Source organism: Thalassospira sp. MCCC 1A01428, from assembly GCF_002115825.1.
Classification (GTDB): Bacteria; Pseudomonadota; Alphaproteobacteria; order Rhodospirillales; family Thalassospiraceae; genus Thalassospira.
Genome location: NZ_JFJZ01000046.1, coordinates 14,530 through 35,023 on the forward strand (window position 1 = coordinate 14,530; position 20,494 = coordinate 35,023).

Here is a 20,494-nt window from a genome sequence, read left to right on the forward strand (position 1 = left end):
TATGGCCGCCATTCGCATACTGACCGGGATGGCATTTATAGTGGTAAACAGCCCTAAAAGCCTTGTGCGATCCTGCCCTTAAAAGGCGGGGCGCATATCACCGGCATATTTGCCCGCCCAGTTGGTTAGAACCGGCGTCAGATAATCTTTCAAAGTTGCCGCACGAGCATCATCAATCACGCCATGACGACGCAGCAATGCCCCCATTGCCACCTCGGCACCACGTTGGGCACCGTCATCAATTTTAAGGGCCACGCCCAATCCTTGCTGGGGAAATGCTGCGCAATAAACGCCTTCGGCACCGACCTTGACCAAAGCATCGGTACCGCAGACTTCCATCACCTTGGTGCAAAAACGCCCGGTGCCTGCCACCATGAACGGGTCAGCCGCACAGCCCTTGCGAATCCGCGCAATTGCCTTTGCGCGTGCCGGGGCCAGGCCACTGGTATCGGCCATACGTGCCATTGCCAGCCCCAAATCGCGCAACCGCATGCCAATAACCGGAATTCCGCAACCATCAATACCGCGTGGCGCGGATGACAAATCACAATCGCCCATTTCTTCCAAAATGCGAATCAGGCGTTGCTGCACCGGGTGGGCTTCGTTGATATACCCCGTCGGGTCTTCGCCCAAATGCACCGCCGTTGTCAAAAAGCCCGAATGTTTACCTGAACAGTTATTGTGCGCCCTGGTCAGTTGTACATGGTCCACCGCCTGTTCAATCGCCGATGCCAGTCGCAGCGAATAATGCGGCGCACATTCCAGCGTATCAACCGACAAACCCAGTTTTTCAAGCCATGCCGCCACAGTATGGGCGTGGCGTTCCTCACCGTTATGCGACGAACAGGCCAGCGCAATATGCTGGTCTTCCAATTCAAACGCATCGGCCGCACCGCTTTCAACCATCGGAATTGCCAATAATGGCTTTATGGCGGAACGCGGATACATCAACGCATCAATATCGCCGCCCTGCTCAATTACAGTGCCATCGGCTTTCATCACCACATAACGCCCGCGATGAAAACTTTCGACCATGGTTCCACGGGTGGCTTCAACAAGGATCGGGTTGGCACTATTGGTCATGACGGGCTCCGCATATGGGGGACGGGTTATATCGGTCATCGAATACTAATCTTTCCTATGCCTGAAATCACAGGCAAAAGGCAAGAACCGTTCACGGCATGGACTGCACCCTAAAACCGGTTACAATTTGCTTTTCACCATCCTTTACAGGGGAACCAGTCCCGTTCCCACGCCCCGGTAACATCCCGATAACAGGGTGTGTTTCAATCACCCCGTGTAACATTATCAGGAGTATCCCGTCATGAAACGAGCCTTGTTCGCCCTTTGCAGCATCGTCATATTGAACAGCCTTGCGTCACCCGCCGTGGCCGAAAACAAGTGGCTTAACCCCCAGGATGCGATCTCGCAGCTATGGTCGGGCCGCTCCCCTGTCGGGCAGGGAAAAGAATGGCCGGTTGATCAATGCAATAATTGGGGAGCCTTGCCTGAAGATGTTCAGACGGCATCAACCGACACCTTGTCCGGGCTGGTTATTCCCACGGTGGGTGTTAACCGTGCGATCCTGACCACTGGCCTGCAACAAATGGCCAAATCCCTGCTGGCCTATGATTTAGCCACGCTCGAAGCCGGGCATTTTTATCCGCCCGACGATATTGACGGTCCCTTTGCCCTTAACCCCGCCTATTGGCAAAATGCTGCCCGGTCCCCGCATGGCAATGCTCTTGACCACCTGCCAGTCCTTGATATTTCCGGGTTTGACAACGAAATTCATATGACCGAAGTGCTCAAAACACAAAACCGCGCCGAAGTTATGAATACCCTTAATCAAACCGGGGGAATGACCAACAGCCAGCGATGGAACTATTACGCGGCGCGTTTTTCAAAAGTAGGGCAGGAAAACATTCCGCTAACGGGCTATGTCGAATTTACCCAAATGGAAGACCAGTGGGACGACCAATATGCCTTTGCCGCGGCTGACGGGCGCATCGTTTACGATTACGTCAACAACCGGATATACTATACGCCTGCCCATTACAAACAATGGAAACAGGACGATTTCACACCTGATGACACCCCGGCATATGGTTGCACGCCCGAAGGCACCTGTTGCGACCCGTTTTTCAAAATTGCCAATGACCAACAGGCTACACAATAACAAACGATCTGGCAGGAAGGCGGTGTAAAGCCCCTTCCTTGCCGGTTTTTGGGGGCCATTGCACCTGGCACATCTGCTGTCACGAACCTGCCTGCTCGTTGCCTTGCATCGTGCCTTACATCTATATCCGTGCCGACGTATCCGCCCTGATCGGAATGGCGGTTTCGTTTTTATATTCCTTAAGCACCAAACTGGATTGCACATCGCGTACATTGGGCATCGACAGCAATTTATGGGTCACAAAATCACCAAAACTTTCAATGTCTTGTGCCAGTGCCATTAACAAAAAGTCCTGCCGCCCGGTCATGGCCCAGCACGACAAAATCTCGGGCAAATCATTCATCGCACGGGCAAAATCTTCGGCGCCGGCTTCGGTATGGCGCTGCAAACGGACCTGAACCGTTGCCAAAACCCCCAACCCTGCTTTTTTGCGATCCAGCAGGGCGACGGTTTTACGGATCATTCCCGATGCCTCTAGCTGTTTCACCCGGCGCAAACAGGGCGATGGTGACATACCCACAATTTCAGCCAGGGCAACATTGCTTATGCTGGCATCCTTTTGCAGGACATTTAAAATTTTCACATCCGTTGCCGAAAGCTGAACATCCGTCATTTTTAACCCCAAAATCTCAATAATCAGTCACATAATGACATACAAACCATAAAAACGCACCCATATCGCCCGGAAATGACGCTGGAATTACTGTAAAATACAATCTTCACAAATACCCGAAACCGGCCACCAGAATGCCGGAGACTTATTCGTCAGTGAGGAACGTCATGAACAGGTTTCAGGCCGAAAAAACACCTTCCCTTGTCACCGATCCGCATTTTAGCCCGGCAGAAAGGCAAAACGGCAATGATAGCGCCCAATTAGCGCCCTCTTGTGCGCCAAAGGCCCCGGCCCCTAACCTGCGCGGAGATTACAGCCACACCCATGACGATTACACAGTCGATCAAAACTGGGAAAAGTACAGCGCCGCCGAACATGCCTTGTGGCGCGAATTGTATCAGCGCCAAAGTGCAATTTTACCCGGCATGGCCGCCGACGATTTTATTGCCAATCTGGCACGGATGAACGCGCAGGATGGCATTCCAAAATTCGATAAAATCAGCGGACAGCTTTTTACTGCCACCGGCTGGCGGCTGGTCGCCGTGCCCGGCCTTGTGCCCGATGATGCGTTTTTTAATCATCTTGCCAATCGCCGTTTTCCGGTAACGGTGTGGCTGCGCAAACCCGAAGAGATCGATTATCTGGTCGAACCGGATGTCTTCCACGATTTTTTTGGCCATGTGCCCATGCTGTTTGATCCGGTATTTGCCGATTATCTGGCGGCCTATGGTGCCAAAGGCCCGGAAGCGATCGAACACGGATCACTAAAGCAGCTCGCCCGGCTGTACTGGTACATGGTGGAATTTGGCCTGATCAAAACTACAGACGGTTTGCGTGCCTATGGCGCAGGAATGTTATCGTCAAAAAGCGAGACTTTATATTGCCTTAGCGACCCACGACCAAATCGCATCGGATTTGCACTGGAACGTGTGATGCGAACAGACTACAAGATCGACGATTTTCAAAAAACCTACTTCGTTCTTGAGAGCTATCAACAGCTGTTCGAGGCGACGTTACAGGATTTTGAAAATCTCTATACGCGTCTTGCCAGTCTGCCCGTTATTCCACCAGCAGGCGTTCTGGATTCAGACCGCGTGTATCACTTCGGTAACGAAGGATACGCCTTCGATGGCACTGGCTAACACCGGGTGCCTGGACAAGGGAGCTTGCCCGCCGGTTGCGATGCGACCGGCGGGTTTATTTTGCCGCCACTCCCGTTACCGCACCATTGGCAATAGCGGTCTAACGCGGGCGTGCAGCAAATATCGACGAATTAATGGCTAAGAACGTTTTCCAAAACGCGGTTCAACTGCGCGATAACAACCATCGGGCTGGAATCCTTGCTGATAAAATCAGCCGCCCCAAGGGCTTCAGCCTGGGCGCGAGTATCGGCATCGTAATGGGCGGAAAAAAACAAAACCGGGACATCATTTGAACTGGGAAACCGGCGGCGAATTTCGCAAAAAGCTTCAAAGCCGCTCATACCGGGCATTTCCAGATCCAGAATAATGGCGCGAGGTGCCATACCATCTAGCGAATCGATCAAATCATCGGCGCAATCAAACCCTGCAACAGCATATCCCGCACGCCGCAAAACCGTCTCAAGGGCGGCTTTGGCACTGGGGCTGTCGTCGGCAAAGGCCACCAGACCAGACAGGCTGGGATAAGGCGGCATGGCGCTTAGCGCGTTCATGAATGGCTTCTCTCCGAATTTCAGGACAGCCCGACCATAGAGGCTGAAAATGTCGAATTGGTTAAATGTCGAAATTTTGCCGCATTTAAACGGCTTTCTCCCGCAAGGATGCGACAAACGCCAGAAATGCACGGGTTTTGGCCGGTGGATGGTGGCGCGAAGGGTGATAAACATGGGCGGGGAAAATTTCTTCGCCCCAGTCCGGGAACAATTCTGTTAACGCATTTCTGCCCGTGAAATGCAGACGACCAACTTCCATAACCCGGGCAATCCTATGGCCTGCAATACTGGTGCGATAAAGCGCTCCTGTATCGCCCAGCAGCAAAAACCCCCGTTAAGCACAATAAGGAAACCGCTGTTGATCGCTCTGGTTTGTGGGAACCTGCCCGTCTTCGAATCCCGAAACGCGGCATGGTTCTTTGCCGTTCCCGGGTGTCCTGTTGTTCATCATAGCACCAAAGTCTGATGCGCCCACATCGCCAAACGGCCTTTTCGACACCATCAGACACATGCAAAATTTTTCCTTATCAATTGAATTTGCACTATTTTTCATCGATTTTTATTTTAACCGGGTTCTACCTTTCGAATAAATAGGTATTTCCATGCCTATTTACTGAATTGGGCGGGGGTGCTATAAACAGGACCGTCCCCGCAAGGGGACATGGAACATTTTCCGGGAATTCGGTGCGGCACCTGCCAAATCCGAAACTGCCCCCGCAACTGTTGGTTCCGTAACGTCAGGGGCGCCAATGCAGCCTGTGACACCGGGAACAAGTCAGATTACCGGGATTGTTTCGCTCTCTGACAGGGGCCGGGCGGGGTGTACCGGGCGATGGGAACCAATGGTGCCACGCCAGTGCGCGGTACTTCGTATCGACCGCGACCGGGAGCAACCATGACCGATCAGAGCTTGAAACTGGCATCTGAATTTCCGCCTGCCGATTATGCAGCATGGCGCAAACTGGCCGAAGCCGCCCTGAACGGCGCGCCGTTTGACAAAAAACTGGTAACGCATCTGCGCGACGGTTTTGATGTTCAGCCCATTTACACAGCCGATGATCTTGATGGTGACATCGCCCAAATTCACCCCTCCCTGATCGCGACCAACAGCCAGCTTGCCGCGGCACCCAACGCGGACGAAAAAACAACAAATACCGGCGCAAAGCCTGCCGCAACCGGTTGGGATATTCGCCAGCTCCATGCCCATCCATCACCCAAAGCGGTGAATGATGCCATTCTGGAAGATCTGGAAAGTGGTGTTACATCCATTTTGCTGCGTTTTGATCATGCCGCAAGGTTTGGTCGGGGTGCCCGTGGGGATGATGCGGGGCTGGGTGGCGTCATGGTTTATAATCTGGATGACCTCAACCACACACTGAACGGCGTTTATACCAATCTGGCACCAATCGCACTGGATGCCGGGGCAGCAACCATACCCTGCGCAGCCTTGCTGGCCGCCCGCATGGCCCGTGAAGACGATATTTCCGACGCCGCACCTGCCTTTAATTTGGACCCGATAAGCACATATGTTGCCGAGGGGTACTGCCCAACCGACCTGACAACCGCATTAAAACAGGCCGGCAGTTTTGCCCGAACGATGGCTGGCAAATTCCCCAATGCCACAGCGATAACGGTAAACAGCACGCCGTGGTATAATGCCGGGGCAACCGACAGCATGGAACTTGCCATTTCACTGGCAACCGGCCTTGCCTATTTCCGTGCCATGGTTGATGCCGGTATGGAGGGCGCAAAGGCTGCCACCAGCATTACTTTTACCACGGCCATTGGCACCGATTTTTTTGCCGGCATTGCCAAATTACGCGCCCTGCGCCTGATGTGGCGGCGTATTTTGCAGGCATCAGGCATTGAAGGCTGCGCCATCACCATCAATGCCATATCGGCCGAACAAATCATCAGCAAAGTGGACCCGTGGGTAAATATGCTGCGCACCACTGTCACCAGTTTTGCCGCCGGGCTCGGCGGGGCAGATAGTGTTGTGTGCCTGCCCTACGACCATGCCATTGGCTTGCCCGACGGTTTTTCACGCCGTATTGCCCGTAATACCCAGCTGATTTTACAGGAAGAAAGCAATGTTCACCGTGTCATCGATCCGGCAGGCGGTTCGTGGTTCATTGAAAACCTGACCCGTGATCTGGCACTTAATGCCTGGCAAAAATTTCAGTCAATCGAAGACAATGGCGGCATTATCAATGCCGTTGAAAACGGCAGTCTCGTTGCTGAAATTACCGATCTTTGGCAAAAACGTGAATCCCGCCTTGCAACCCGGCGCGACCCGTTAACCGGTGTTTCCGAATTCCCCAATATCGACGAAGCCGCCGTGCATTGCGAAACACCCGATATTACGGTTTTGCGTACGGCGGCCCAAAGCAGGGCTACGCCGCCTGATGTAAAAATTGGCAATGATTTTAGCGATCTGGTCACCGCCGCAGCCAAAGGGGCCAGTATCGAACAATTGTTTAATGCCTTGTATGGTGACCCGTCATTGGCAAGCCGCATGCCCCCACTGCCACAACATCGTTTGTCCGAGGCGTTTGAAGCCAACCGCCGCCGTGCATCGGCACATAAAATGGAAACCGGTACGGCACCACAAATTTTCCTGTGCAATATAGGCAAGGTTGCCGACCATACGGCACGGGCAATGTTTGCACGTAACTTTTTTGGTGCTGGCGGCATTGAAGCCATTCCCAATAACGGCTTTGCCAACGGCCATGATGCGGACATTGCCTTTAAGCAAAGCGGGGCAAAAATTGCCATCATTTGCGGATCGGATACACAATATGCCGAACATGCCGCTGAAATGGCAAAATCGCTAAACGCAGCAGGTGCTCGCAAAATTTATCTGGCCGGGCATCCCGGTGATAACCGGGGGGCTTTTGAAGCCGCCGGAATTACTGATTTCATTTTTGTCGGATCGGATGTGATCGCAACGACCACCACCATCCTTGACCATCTGGGAGTGAAATAACCATGACCCGGATCCCTGATTTTTCCGATCTGCCCTTATTTGATACAAAGGCAAACACGCCCACCGCCCCGTCATCGGGCGTGCCATGGCATACGCCCGAAGGCATTGACGTAAAACCTGTTTACGGCACCGATGATATTGCCGGACTGGACCATTTGCATACCATGCCGGGCATACCGCCCTTTTTGCGCGGCCCCTACCCCACCATGTATGTGCAACGCCCGTGGACGATCCGCCAATATGCCGGTTTTTCCACCGCCGAGGAATCCAACGCCTTTTACCGCCGCAACCTTGCCGCCGGGCAAAAGGGCCTGTCGATTGCCTTCGACCTGGCCACCCATCGCGGCTATGATAGCGACCACCCCCGGGTGGCTGGCGATGTCGGCATGGCCGGTGTGGCGATTGACAGCATCTATGACATGCGCACCCTGTTTGATGGCATCCCGCTTGATCAAATGTCGGTTTCCATGACCATGAATGGTGCGGTGTTGCCGGTGATGGCGCTGTATATTGCCGCGGCCGAGGAACAGGGCGTTAAACACGCCCAGCTTTCGGGCACCATTCAGAACGACATTCTCAAAGAATTCATGGTGCGCAACACCTATATCTATCCGCCCAAACCATCGATGCGGATCATTTCCGACATTTTTGCCTTTACCTCGCAAAACATGCCGAAATTCAATTCCATTTCCATTTCCGGCTATCACATGCAGGAAGCCGGGGCGACGGCGGACCTGGAACTGGCCTATACCCTGGCCGATGGGGTGGAATATGCCCGTGCCGGTATGGAAGCCGGCCTGGATATTGATAAATTCGCCCCGCGCCTGTCGTTTTTCTGGGCGATTGGCATGAATTTCTTTATGGAAATTGCCAAAATGCGCGCCGCCCGTATGATCTGGGCCAAGCTGATCAAACAGTTTGATCCGCAAAGCAACAAATCGCTGTCGCTGCGCACGCACAGCCAGACATCGGGCTGGTCGCTAACCGCGCAGGATGTGTTCAATAATGTGATCCGCACCTGTGTCGAGGCCATGGCCTCCACCCAGGGCCATACCCAGTCGCTGCACACCAATGCGCTGGACGAAGCCCTGGCCCTGCCGACCGATTTTTCCGCCCGCATTGCCCGCAATACCCAGCTGTTTTTGCAGCAGGAAAGCGGCACCACCAATGTGATCGACCCGTGGGGCGGCAGTTATTATGTCGAACGTCTTACCCGCGATCTGGCCGAAAAGGCCTGGGCCCATATTGCCGAAGTCGAAGAACAGGGCGGCATGGCCAAGGCGATTGAAGCCGGCATTCCCAAAATGCGGATCGAGGAAGCCGCCGCGCGCACCCAGGCCCGTATCGATAGTGGCCGCCAAACCCTGGTCGGGGTTAACAAATACCGCGTGACAGATGACCGCCCGGTAGATGTGTTGCAGGTTGATAATGCCGAAGTTCGCCGCCAGCAAATTGCCAAGCTGGAACGTTTGCGGGCCGAACGCGACGATAGCGCCGTTGAAAGTGCGCTTACCGCACTGACCAATGCGGCGGGTGAAAAATCGGGCAATTTGCTGGAACTGGCCGTGCAGGCCGCACGGGCAAAATGCACCGTGGGCGAAATTTCCGATGCGCTGGAAAAGGTTTATGGTCGTCATCAGGCTGTTATCCGTTCCATCGCCGGGGTTTATAAAACCGAGGTCGGCGCCAATAACGCTGCCCTTGAAAAAGTGGCACGCCTGGTCGATGCCTTTGCCGAGGCCGAAGGCCGCCGCCCGCGCATCCTGATTGCCAAAATGGGGCAGGACGGGCATGACCGCGGGCAAAAGGTGATTGCAACAGCCTTTGCCGATTTGGGATTTGACGTCGATATTGGCCCACTGTTCCAGACGCCAGAAGAAGCCGCCCGCCAGGCTGCTGAAAACGACGTGCATATCGTCGGCGCAAGCTCCCTTGCTGCCGGGCATTTAACCCTGGTGCCGCAATTGCGCACCGAGCTGGATAAACTCGGCCGCGAGGACATTATGATTGTGGCTGGCGGGGTTATTCCGCCGCAGGATTTTGACAAACTGTTTGCCGCCGGCGCCGAGGCCATTTTTCCGCCCGGGACGGTCATTGCCGAAGCCGCCAGCGAATTACTGGAAAAATTGCTGGACGGCGAAACATCAAACGCGGCCTAGAACCAAAACGCTGAACCGGGCATCGGTATCCAAAGCACAGTCAGTGCCCGGTTTATTTTACCATTTACGCCTTCATCAATTTGGCCCCGCCACAGGCGGATCGATAGCCCGTGAATACAGGGCAACAAGTGGCACCAACCTTGCCCGTGCGATGGTGCAAGCAGTATGATCGACAGGACGGGGTAAAAGGTAGCGCAAAAAACCATGGCGAAACGCCCTGTTTGAAACCTGACGGCATGACAAAGGATATCTGGTGAAGGAAACGTTGCGCACCATTCCGGGTAAAAACGCCACCACCAACCCGCGCCCCCGGGTGCGCAGACGGGTGCTGGAAACCACCGAGATAGTCGAGGGTGTTCTGGCGGGCAATCGCACGATATTGTCGCGAGCCATTACGCTGGTTGAAAGCCGCAAACCCGAACATTTCACTCAGGCGCAACAGGTGCTGGAACAGCTAATGCCCCATACCGGCGGATCACACCGTATTGGCATTACCGGGGTTCCTGGCGTTGGCAAATCGACCTTTATCGAGACGTTTGGCACCAAACTCACCAAAGCGGGGCATAAAGTGGCCGTTTTGGCCGTGGACCCGACCAGTGCGCGATCTGGTGGATCGATTCTGGGGGATAAAACCCGGATGAACGACCTGTCGATCGACCCCAACGCCTATATTCGCCCCTCGCCCAGCAGCGGGTATTTAGGCGGCGTCAACCGCATGACGCGCGAAACCATCTTGCTGTGCGAGGCCGCAGGCTTTGACGTGGTGCTGGTCGAAACCGTGGGGGCCGGGCAAAGCGAAACCATGGTCGCACAAATGACCGATTTCTTTTTGGTGCTGATGTTGCCTGGGGCGGGCGATGAATTGCAGGGCATTAAAAAGGGTGTGCTGGAAATTGCCGATCTGATTGCGGTTAACAAATGCGATGCCGACCCGGCCAAAGCCCGCGAAGCCAAACGGGAATATTCATCGGCCCTGCGCATTTTACAGCCCACCAGCCATCACTGGCGCCCGCAATCCATGATGGTGTCCTCCCTGACCCGCGAGGGGCTGGACGAGGCATGGGACCTGATCAAACAACACCGCCAGATCATGGAAAAAGAAGGCGAATTTGCCGCCAAACGTGCCCGCCAGCAACATGAATGGATGTGGACCATGCTGCGTGACCGGCTGCTGGAAACCTTTACCCGGCGCGATGATGTTCGCAGCGCCCTGCCAGACCTGGAACAAAACGTATTATCGGGTTCCATAAACCCGACACAGGCGGTCGAAGAACTTTTGACGATGATGGCGCAAAAATAGCGAAAAAACAAAAGGGCTACGAAACCGCAGCCCTTTATCCCAATATCCAATGAACGCAATTAACCATCGCAACCGGCTACCAGGGACGATAACCTGCGGGAAATGTAAAATGCCCCTGACCTATCATATAGGCCGCGCCAAGGCATATCACACCGCATTGCGTCTGATGCGCTCGTCAAAATCAGGTATCAAACGCCAGACAAGCCAGCGTTATTTCTTTTCGTCAGCTTCGAGCTTGTCTTTAAGTTCCTGAAGTTTGGCGACCGCCTCGGAAATCTCGCGATCCACGTGGGAGTAGCTTTCGCGTTTGTCACGCGGCATGGCTTCAAGCTCGTCCAATGCCTTTTGCACAATATACAGCATCGTTGGGATCCTCCAGTTCGTCGTTTATGATGTATTTTATAATCAAACCAATCGTCAACACCCCTTAATTCCTGCGGAGTGCAGATGTCTTTTATCCTGTTGGGGCTACCAGATAAATAGGGATTTCCAATGAAAATAACCAGACTTGATCACCTGGTTTTGACCGTGAAAAGCATTGCAGGCCCTGTTGAATTTTATCAAACCATTTTAGACATGAACCGTAAGGATTTTGGTAATGGCCGTGCCGCCCCGCATTTTGGGGGTCAAAACCAATTTACACCCCGCAAACACCATTCCTGATGATAACGTACATCGCCCCCTGCCCGGTTCCGCCGATTTGTATTTTTAACCCAAACACCGCTTGACGCCGTAATTGAACATCTGCACAAGCACGGACAGAAAATTATCGAAGGCCAGATCGGACGAACCGGTGCTACCGGCCCGCTTCGGTCAGTTTATATTTACGGTCCGGCCGAAAACCTGATCGAAATTCGCAATCCGCGATAGGGAATAAAAGACGATGACGCAATTGGTGTTAGCACCAATGGAAGGGCTTGTGGACTGGCGCGTTCGGCAATTGCTAAGTGCGGTTGGTGGCTTTGACCAATGCGTTACCGAATTTATCCGCGTGTCGCAAACCCTGTTCCCGGCGCATGTCTTTTATCGTTATTGCCCCGAATTGCATCAGGGCGGCAAAACCGCCAGCGGGCAGCCTGTTCTGGTCCAGCTGATGGGCCATGACCCGCAATTATTGGGCGAAAATGCCGCCTTTGCCGTTGAACTGGGCGCACCGGGCATTGACATCAATTTTGGCTGCCCGTCCAAAACCGTCAATAAACGCGAAGCAGGCGCGTCTTTGTTAAAATGCCCGGAAAACCTGTTTAACATTGTCCGTGCCGTGCGCGCCGCTGTTCCGGGCCATATCGCAGTTAGTGCCAAAATCCGCCTGGGATATGCCGATAAAACCCTGTTTCTGGAAAATGCCCGTGCGGTTGAAGAAGGTGGCGTGCAACATTTAACTGTTCATGCCCGCACCAAACTGGAAGGTTACAAGCCGCCCGCACATTGGGAATATCTGGCCCGCATCCGCGAGGCCATTTCCATCCCCATGACAGCCAATGGCGAAATCTGGACCCTCGAGGATTATATCCGCTGCCGCGATATTTCCGGCTGCACGTCCTTTATGCTGGGGCGCGGTGCCATTGCCTGCCCGGACCTTGCTGCACGCATCAAGGCGATGGAAACTAGCGAAGCACCAGCAAAACAAAGCTGGGCCGATGTTTTGGGCATTCTGCTGGCCTATATCGACCTTCTGGCACAGGACGGTGCCACTGAAAACCACCAGGCCGGGCGCATCAAACAATGGGTATCGATGATGCGCAAAGGCCACAGCACCGCTGCCACCTGCTTTGACGAGATCAAACGCATTCGCGATATTCACGAGCTACGCACCAAATTAAGCGAAGACCGCGAAAAGCCTGAAAACCGGCAGCAAGACAAACGGATCGCGGCTTAAAAAAAGCCTCAAAGCCACCAAACGCCTCCGGTTATGGACGTCGCCATGCCCCTTTCCGATCTGACCATACGCCCCTATGATCCGCAGGATTGCGACGATCTTCTCGCAATCTGGCTTGCGGCATCGCGCCTTGGGCATGCCTTTTTGGGGGAAAAGACGCTGTTACAACAACAGCTCATCGTGCGCGATGTCTATTTGCCGCAGGCGGAAAACCACGTTGCCCTCGTTGGTCACATTCCGGTGGGCTTCATTGGTTTGCTGGATTGTTTTATTGGCGGGCTTTTTGTGGCCCCGGCCTTTCATGGCATGAATATTGGCCGGTCCCTGGTGGAACATGTCAGCCCGTTTAAACCGTGGCTGGAACTCGAGGTTTATGCTGCCAACCCCTTGGCACCGCCCTTTTATCGCAAATTGGGCTTTCACGAAATCTCCCGCCGCGCCAAGGATGTTGATGGACGCCCCTTTGAGCTGATCCGCATGCGACGGGACCGCCAACCGCAATAAATCCGGGCTATTTCCGTGAACCAAAACGTGAAAATCCCCGCCAGACGACCTGACGGGGATTTTCGTTAAACTCAGCAGGTCTAATCCTGCAAATCCTAGCTTGCCTTGGCCAGCATCCCGTGCGGGTCGAGGACAAATTTCTTGGCTGCCCCCTGATCAAAGCTTTCATAGCCCTGTGCGGCATCTTCCAGCGAAATAACCTGTGCATTAACGATATCGGCAATGTTCAGTCGGCCATGCAAAATGGCTTGCATCAGTTGCCGGTTATATTTAATCACCGGGGTCTGCCCGGTATGGAAGGATTGTGCCTTGGCCCAGCCCAGGCCGAAGCGCAGCGACAGGCTGCCCTGTTTGGCGGCATCATCCACAGCACCCGGATCTTCGGTTACATACAGGCCGGGAATACCGATGGAACCTGCCGCCCGGGTGATTTCCATCATCTGGTTAAGCACAATCGCCGGCTGTTCGCCGCCGCTATGCCCACGCGCCTCGAAGCCCACGGCATCAATGGCGCTGTCTACTTCGGGGCTGCCGGTGATTTCGGCAATCATCTCGCCCAACCGGTCGCTTTGTGATAAATCGACAGGCTCAAACCCCATTTTTGCCGCATGGGCCAGACGTTCCTTGTTGAAATCGCCAACCATTACAACGGCCGCACCCAAAATACGGGCCGATGCCGCCGCCGCCAGCCCCACCGGGCCTGCACCTGCCACATACACAATGGAACCAACACCAACACCGGCCTGCACCGCGCCATGAAAGCCAGTCGGCAAAATATCGGACAACATGGTCAGATCGCGGATTTTTTCCATCGCCTGATCCCGATCAGGGAATTTCAGCAAGTTAAAGTCGGCATAAGGCACCATCACATAATGGGCCTGCCCGCCAATCCAGCCGCCCATATCGACATAACCATACGCCCCACCAGCACGGGACGGATTAACCGTCAGGCATACACCGGTATCTTGCGATTTGCAGCACCGGCACCGGCCACAAGCGACATTAAACGGAACCGATACGATATCGCCAATTTCAAGCTGTTCAACATCGCTGCCCTTTTCAATAACCTGCCCGGTTATTTCATGGCCCAACACAAGGCCGGGCTCGGCCGTTGTGCGCCCGCGCACCATATGCTGGTCAGACCCGCAAATATTGGTCGATATCACCTTTAAAATAACAGCATGGTCGATCTTGCGACCATCTGGCGATGACATTACCGGGTCCAGAATATTCCGGACTTCCACTTTGCCCGGACCAACATAAACAACACCTCTGTTCGCGCTCATTTGCTTCCTCCGCTGATATAAAGCCTTCGGACATTCCGGGGCTTTGATTGTTTTCTTTTGATGGCCCTGGTCACCGCGCAGGTACACGGCCGGCACTTCGGGGCGAAGTACCTATAACGCCCCCGATCAAAAGGGCGCTGAACAAGTCCTGAAGAAGCACAAAACCTGGAGAAGCGACACAAAACCCAAAATACCCTGTTTTGCGTCATTCACCTGCTGCCGGAGCAACTCGCAAATCCGGTGTCGATTATTTGAATTTGCCGGGCAAAGCACCAAAACGATGACTTCACACTATTGATTATGCTTCATCCCTTTCAAACGGCCCCTGTAGGAAAAGACAGCCTGAAAGACGTGCGATGGAAAACCCAAAGGTTCATTTGGAATTACCCTAACAGAACCCCAAAGCTAAAAACGGGAAGTTTGCGACGTTTCGTCTGTAAGTTTGCGCATATTGATCAAATACACGTGTGAGTAAGGAAAGGGGGGACAGTACAGACCGGGACAGCATAGTCAGCATTACAAACATGGCCGACACCCCCCAACCAAACCACAAAACCCGCAAATGCCGGGCATTTGCGGGTTTGTTTTAGCAACCGGTTTATTACGGCCTAGCCGTGGAAATTAAAATCATCGGCCTTAAGATTATGGTCAATGCCCATCAACGTAATCGATGCGTCATGGCCCAGGTCAATCACCAGGTTTTGCCCACTGGCATCAAGGTGCATATCGGCTTCGATCTGGTTAAAGTTGTTATAGTTCCACTCGCTTAGATCAATGATGTCTTCGCCTTCGGTGAAATCGGTAATCACATCATGGCCGGTTACATCACCCGCCACAAACTGATCCCAGCCCGCACCGCCCGACAACGTATCATCGCCCAAACCACCATAAAGCGTGTCGTTGCCTGCTCCACCGCTCAGAACATCGTCCCCGGCATTCGACCAGATCACATCATTGCCATTGCCACCATTAATCGTGACATCGCCGTAACTTTCATTCTGGCTGGTCAGATCAACAATATCGTCCCCGTCACCGGCATCAATCACTTCAATCCCGGAAATACGCGGTGATGTGCCCGGATCACTTGTCGTATCGTCAAGGAACAGGACATCGTTGCCATCAGTCATTTGCAGGGTATCGTGCCCGTCGCCACCTTCGAAAATGTCGTTGGACTGGTTGTAGCCATCCAGATTGACCATATCGCCGGTGCCGCTGTCACCACCATCACCGTGACCATAGCCATTACCATGATGGAAGAAATGCCCCCAACCGCCGGTGTTGTTGTGGCTGTCAGCACCCGGTGCCCCGTCATTATGGGCATACCACTGATTGTTCCACTGACCATCGGCGTTATATTGCAGCACATCATCGCCAGCACCACCATCCAGCACATCCTGGCCGGAACCACCCGAAAGCAGGTCATTACCGCTGCCCCCATGCAGGGTGTCGTTACCATCCCCGCCGATCAGCACATCGTCCCCGGCATTGGACCACAAAATATCGTCGCCCGTGCCACCATCAATCGTGACATCGCCGTAGCTGTTGGTTGAACTGGTCAGATCAACAATATCGTTACCGTTCCCGGCATCAATCACCTCGACCCCGGAAATGCGTGGCGTTGTCCCCGGTGCTGAAAGGTCGTCATGCAGGATCAGGGCATCATTACCCGAAGACATCACCAGCGTGTCATGGCCTTCGCCACCGTTAAAAATGTCGTTCGACTGGTGATAGCCGTTCAGATTGACCTGAACGTTGCTGCCATCGGCGCCCGGATCGCCCATGTCGCGCACGGCATTGGCAGAAGACCAGTTGGCATCATCGTGATATTGCAACACGTCATTACCGGCACCGCCATCAAGTTGGTCCTGCCCGGCACCACCCCACAGGGTGTCATTGCCGTCACCGCCATCAAGCTGGTCCTGCCCGGCACCACCCCACAGGGTGTCATTGCCGTCACCGCCCGCAAGGTAGTCATTGCCGTTGCCGCCCCACAAAGTATCGTTTCCGGCACCGCCCAGCAGGTCATCGTTGCCCGCCCCGCCCGATAGCAAATCATCACCATTAAGGCCCGAAAGCAGGTTCGCCCCGTCATCGCCAAACAGGGCATCGGCAAAGTTTGACCCAATCAAATCCTCGATCGAATTAAGGAAGTCCTGACCTGCCCCGCCCGATGCCGTATGCACCGAAAGATCAGCAGCCACTGTCGCACCTGCATTGGCATAGCTTGCGGTATCACGGCCCGACCCGCCATCAAGGCTGTCATTCCCCGCACCACCGCTTAGCGTATCGTTGCCATTACCGCCCCACAGGCGGTCATTACCATCACCGCCATCAAGAATATCGTTACCGTTATCACCGTTCAGGCTGTCATCACCGCTTTGACCATACAGGGTGTCGTTGCCATCCTGGCCCCACAGGCGGTCATTGTTGGCACCGCCATCGATCACGTCATTGCCGGTGCCGCCATAAAGCGAGTCATCACCGTTTTCACCAAACAGGGTATCGTTGCCGTCGTCACCCCAGATACGGTCGTTATTATCCTGACCGTTCAGAACGTCATGGCCGGTACCCCCCTTGATCGAATCATCGCCCGAACCGCCAAGGATGGTGTCGTTACCATCCTCGCCAAACAGACGATCCTGGCCCTGGCCGCCATCAAGCGTGTCATCGCCGGTGCCACCCAGCAGGCTGTCATCGCCATCATTGCCCAACAGCACATCATTGCCATCGCCCCCTTCAAGGCGATCCTGGCCGCTACCGCCTTCAAGACGGTCATTGCCCTGATCACCATAAAGGCGGTCGTCACCGTCATCGCCGTAAAGGGTGTCGTTACCATCCATACCGCGCAGGGTATCCTGCCCGCCAAGGCCCATGACCGTGTCATCACCGGCAAGGGCGGCGATAGAATCATTGTTGCTGGTGCCATACAGCACGTCGCGATATTCGGTTGGGCCGCTGCTGCCGGTCACACCGACAAAGGAATCCGCACTCAGGTTTTCAAGGCGGACATCTTCAAGTGTCAGCGTGCCTTCGCCATTCAGGAAAATGACAACATCATTGCCAACCTGCGACATGTGGCTGGCAAGGTCCGACCAGTCGGTAATGCCCATCGCCACGAGCGAGATTTTGTCCTGTCCGATGGCAAAATCGGTGACAACCTTGTTCCCGGCATTGTTGGAAACAACAATGGTGTCGTCGCCAGCCCCGCCGGTAAAGGTGTCGTTGCCTGCACCACCCTCCAGCGTGTCATTGCCATCGCCACCCAGCAGGTAATCATTTCCGGCATCGCCGCTCAGGGTGTCGTTACCATCGCCACCCCACAGGGTATCGTCGCCATTCCCGCCTGAAAGGGTGTCATCCCCGCCACCATTGTTCCAGTCACCGGCCAAAAGGTCGTTACCATCACCACCGGTTATAATGTCGTTGCCCGCACCGCCTTCAATGGTGTCGTTGCCGCTATCGCCCGACAGGGTATCGTTGCCGGCACCGCCAAAGATCAAATCTTCGTTGTCGCCACCCGAAACCACGTCATTGCCGTCGCCTGCTTCAATCCAGTCATTGCCGCCGGAACCGAAAATGGTGTCGGTTTCGGCCCCGCCAATCAAATGGTCGTCGCCGTCCTTGCCATCAATGTAATCCTGCCCGCCTTCACCGTCGATTACGTCGTCGCCAGCCCCGCCAAACAGGGAATCGTTGCCATCACCACCGGAAATAACATCTTCGCCGTCTTCACCATCGATCCAGTCATCGCCTGAACCGCCATCCAGCACGTCATCCTGATTACCACCCAGAATGGTGTCATCACCCGACCCGCCGGAAATCTGGTCATTGCCGTCATTGCCGATCAGGGTGTCATCACCGGCACCGCCTTCAACAACGTCGTCCCCGGCCAGTGCATCAATATAATCGCCCGCGGTTGTGCCCGACAAAACGTCGTCATACGGCGTGGCCCCGACAAAGCCGTCAACATCTTCAAATGTATCGGCACCAATATCGCGCAAATGCACGCCCTTAAGGGTCAGCGAGCCATTTTCACCCAGGTCAATTACCAGGTTGCCATTAACCTCGGACAGGCGCGGGGCCAGATCGGACCACTCGGTAATGCCAACCCCGGCCAGCGACACCTTGTCTTCGCTGGTATTAAAATCGGTTACCAGCTTATGACCTTCTGTGCTGGTCACAATTACATGGTCAGCCCCGGAACCGGTCTGAATCGTGTCATCGCCAGAACCGCCATCAAGGCTGTCATTGCCGCCGCCGCCATTTAGAATATCGCGTCCGGCATCGCCATAGAGGGTATCGTTGCCCAATTCGCCATACAAAACGTCATTGCCTGCGCCGCCATGAACGATATCGTCGCCATTGCCCACCCATATGGTGTCATTGCCAAGGCCGCCATCAATGGTATCGGTGCTGACATCGGCCTCGATATTATCAAACACATCGTTGCCATCGCCCAGATCAACCACATTGTCCTGGCTGTTGCCGTAAATGTAATCGTCATGGGCCGAGGCAATAACCCGTTCAATGCCCGACAAAACGTCGCCTGCAGCATCGCCGGTCAGCCCTTCATTCGCTGCCCACGGGTTGCGGGCATTGCCGTCCGTGCCGCCAAGATAGGCTTCCACACCCTGGGCGGAATGGCTGTAATCAACCGTATCAATACCGTCGCCACCCATCAGGGTGTCGGCACCGGCACTGCCCATCAGGGTATCATCGCCCGCCCCGGCATCGACCACATCATTGCCAGCGCCATCATGGGTTATGTCGTTGCCGTCGCCACCCAAAATGGTGTCGTTGCCCGCATTGGTCCACAAAACATCATTGCCACTGCCGCCATCGACCACAACATCGTCATAGCCATATTGCGAACTGGTGAGATCAACCACATCGTCGCCCGCCCCGGCATTGATCACTTCAATGCCCGAAATACCGGCTTGTGCCGTGCCATCGATATGGTCCGCATCAAGGATAATGGCATCGTTGCCATCTGTACCGGCCAGGGTATCAACGCCATCGCCGCCGGCAAATACATCGTCCGACAGTTCCTTGCCATCCAGCGACACGCCAATGCCGGTACCATCTATATCAGGGCTTCCGGCATGGTCGGTATCATCATGGGTCGTACCGGTATGGTCGGTATCATCATGGGTCGTACCGGTATGGTCACCGGCAAACTGCAACACATCATCGCCCGCGCCGCCAATCAGCGTATCGGTGCCGGTGCCACCTGCAAGGGTGTCGTTACCGGCCCCCCCATCAAGCACATCGTTACCGCTATTGCCCAGTAAGGTGTCATCCCCGGCCCCGGCCGCAACACTGTCATCACCGCCAAGGGCGTCGATCACGTCATTGCCAACGGTTCCGCTCAGAGTATCGTCAAACGCACTGGCGACATTTTCGATGCCGTTAAACTGATCCGGCCCCAGTTGCGATGCCGAAATACCCTCAAACGTAATCGTTCCACCCTGCGGCAATGAAATCACCGCATTGCCGTTCACATCGTCAGCAATCATGCCTTTAAGTTCGGACCAGCTACCAATGTTAAGGTCCGGCAGGGAAACGTGGTCCTCGGTCAGGCTAAATCCGCGTACCACATCGTGGTCGCTGCCATTGGCAAAAATCAGGGTATCAGCCCCGGCCCCGCCATCGACAATATCATCACCGGCACCCGCGATCAGGGTATCAGCCCCTTCGCCACCCAACAGCAGATCATTGCCATCGCCACCGTCAATCACATCATCGCCTGCCCCGCCCAGCAGCGTATCGGCACCTTCCCCGCCTGAAAGCAGGTCGTTCCCGTCGCCACCGCCCAGAACGTCGTCGCCGCTTCCACCAAGCAAGGTATCAGCACCGTCGCCACCGTCTAGCTGGTCATTTCCGGCACCGCCATCA

14 protein-coding genes and 1 riboswitch are annotated in these 20,494 nt (G+C 54.7%); of the genes, 7 read left to right on the forward strand and 7 right to left on the reverse strand.

All coding sequences use genetic code 11. The annotated features are described in order from the left end of the window. Positions 1-78: 78 nt before the first annotated feature. On the reverse strand, positions 79-1,083 hold the full coding sequence (locus THS27_RS22165) for an asparaginase (RefSeq protein ID WP_085594616.1): 1,005 nt from the start codon (positions 1,081-1,083) through the stop codon (positions 79-81). 241 nt (positions 1,084-1,324) lie between these two features. Between THS27_RS22165 and THS27_RS22170 the strand changes: the two genes are divergently transcribed. Then, entirely contained in the window at positions 1,325-2,179 is an 855-nt protein-coding gene (locus THS27_RS22170; RefSeq protein ID WP_085594587.1) for a hypothetical protein, read from the forward strand. Between the two features lie 121 nt (positions 2,180-2,300). Here THS27_RS22170 and THS27_RS22175 read toward each other — a convergent pair whose 3' ends face one another. After that, positions 2,301-2,792, reverse strand: a complete 492-nt coding sequence (locus THS27_RS22175) for an Lrp/AsnC family transcriptional regulator (protein WP_085594589.1) — start codon at positions 2,790-2,792, stop codon at positions 2,301-2,303. A 167-nt stretch (positions 2,793-2,959) separates the two neighbouring features. Here THS27_RS22175 and phhA point away from each other — a divergent pair, with 167 nt between their 5' ends. Continuing rightward, complete coding sequence (phhA, locus tag THS27_RS22180; RefSeq protein ID WP_085594591.1) at positions 2,960-3,934, forward strand: phenylalanine 4-monooxygenase; 975 nt, start codon at positions 2,960-2,962, stop codon at positions 3,932-3,934. Between the two features lie 131 nt (positions 3,935-4,065). Here the strand turns inward: phhA and THS27_RS22185 are convergent, their stop codons facing one another. Both THS27_RS22185 and THS27_RS26960 read right to left on the reverse strand, forming a co-directional pair. Beyond that, complete coding sequence (locus THS27_RS22185) at positions 4,066-4,485, reverse strand: response regulator (protein ID WP_085594593.1); 420 nt, start codon at positions 4,483-4,485, stop codon at positions 4,066-4,068. An 85-nt stretch (positions 4,486-4,570) separates the two neighbouring features. Further along, entirely contained in the window at positions 4,571-4,744 is a 174-nt protein-coding gene (locus THS27_RS26960; protein ID WP_168184970.1) for a hypothetical protein, read from the reverse strand. 415 nt (positions 4,745-5,159) lie between these two features. Further along, positions 5,160-5,271: riboswitch (cobalamin riboswitch) on the forward strand. A gap of 109 nt (positions 5,272-5,380) precedes the next feature. Here THS27_RS26960 and THS27_RS22200 point away from each other — a divergent pair. From THS27_RS22200 to meaB, 3 genes are all read left to right on the forward strand, one after another. Then, a complete protein-coding gene (locus THS27_RS22200; RefSeq protein ID WP_085594599.1) occupies positions 5,381-7,471 on the forward strand; it encodes a methylmalonyl-CoA mutase family protein in 2,091 nt (696 codons plus the stop codon). A 2-nt stretch (positions 7,472-7,473) separates the two neighbouring features. After that, entirely contained in the window at positions 7,474-9,630 is a 2,157-nt protein-coding gene (gene scpA, locus THS27_RS22205) for a methylmalonyl-CoA mutase (protein ID WP_085594601.1), read from the forward strand. Positions 9,631-9,883: 253 nt separating this feature from the next. Beyond that, a complete protein-coding gene (gene meaB, locus THS27_RS22210; protein WP_085594603.1) occupies positions 9,884-10,930 on the forward strand; it encodes a methylmalonyl Co-A mutase-associated GTPase MeaB in 1,047 nt (348 codons plus the stop codon). Between the two features lie 210 nt (positions 10,931-11,140). Here the strand turns inward: meaB and THS27_RS26965 are convergent, their stop codons facing one another. After that, positions 11,141-11,293: a hypothetical protein gene (locus THS27_RS26965; protein ID WP_168184971.1), complete on the reverse strand. Its 153-nt coding sequence runs from the start codon at positions 11,291-11,293 to the stop codon at positions 11,141-11,143. 520 nt (positions 11,294-11,813) lie between these two features. Between THS27_RS26965 and THS27_RS22220 the strand changes: the two genes are divergently transcribed. After that, positions 11,814-12,809 carry a tRNA-dihydrouridine synthase gene (locus THS27_RS22220; RefSeq protein ID WP_085594605.1) on the forward strand — a complete coding sequence of 332 codons (996 nt, stop codon included), beginning with the start codon at positions 11,814-11,816 and terminating at the stop codon, positions 12,807-12,809. Between the two features lie 45 nt (positions 12,810-12,854). Further along, positions 12,855-13,313, forward strand: a complete 459-nt coding sequence (locus tag THS27_RS22225; RefSeq protein ID WP_085594607.1) for a GNAT family N-acetyltransferase — start codon at positions 12,855-12,857, stop codon at positions 13,311-13,313. A 95-nt stretch (positions 13,314-13,408) separates the two neighbouring features. Here the strand turns inward: THS27_RS22225 and fdhA are convergent, their stop codons facing one another. Both fdhA and THS27_RS27510 read right to left on the reverse strand, forming a co-directional pair. Continuing rightward, on the reverse strand, positions 13,409-14,599 hold the full coding sequence (gene fdhA, locus THS27_RS22230; RefSeq protein WP_085594609.1) for a formaldehyde dehydrogenase, glutathione-independent: 1,191 nt from the start codon (positions 14,597-14,599) through the stop codon (positions 13,409-13,411). A 608-nt stretch (positions 14,600-15,207) separates the two neighbouring features. Further along, a partial coding sequence (locus THS27_RS27510; RefSeq protein WP_139835706.1) for a calcium-binding protein occupies positions 15,208-20,494 on the reverse strand: 5,287 nt, incomplete at its 5' end.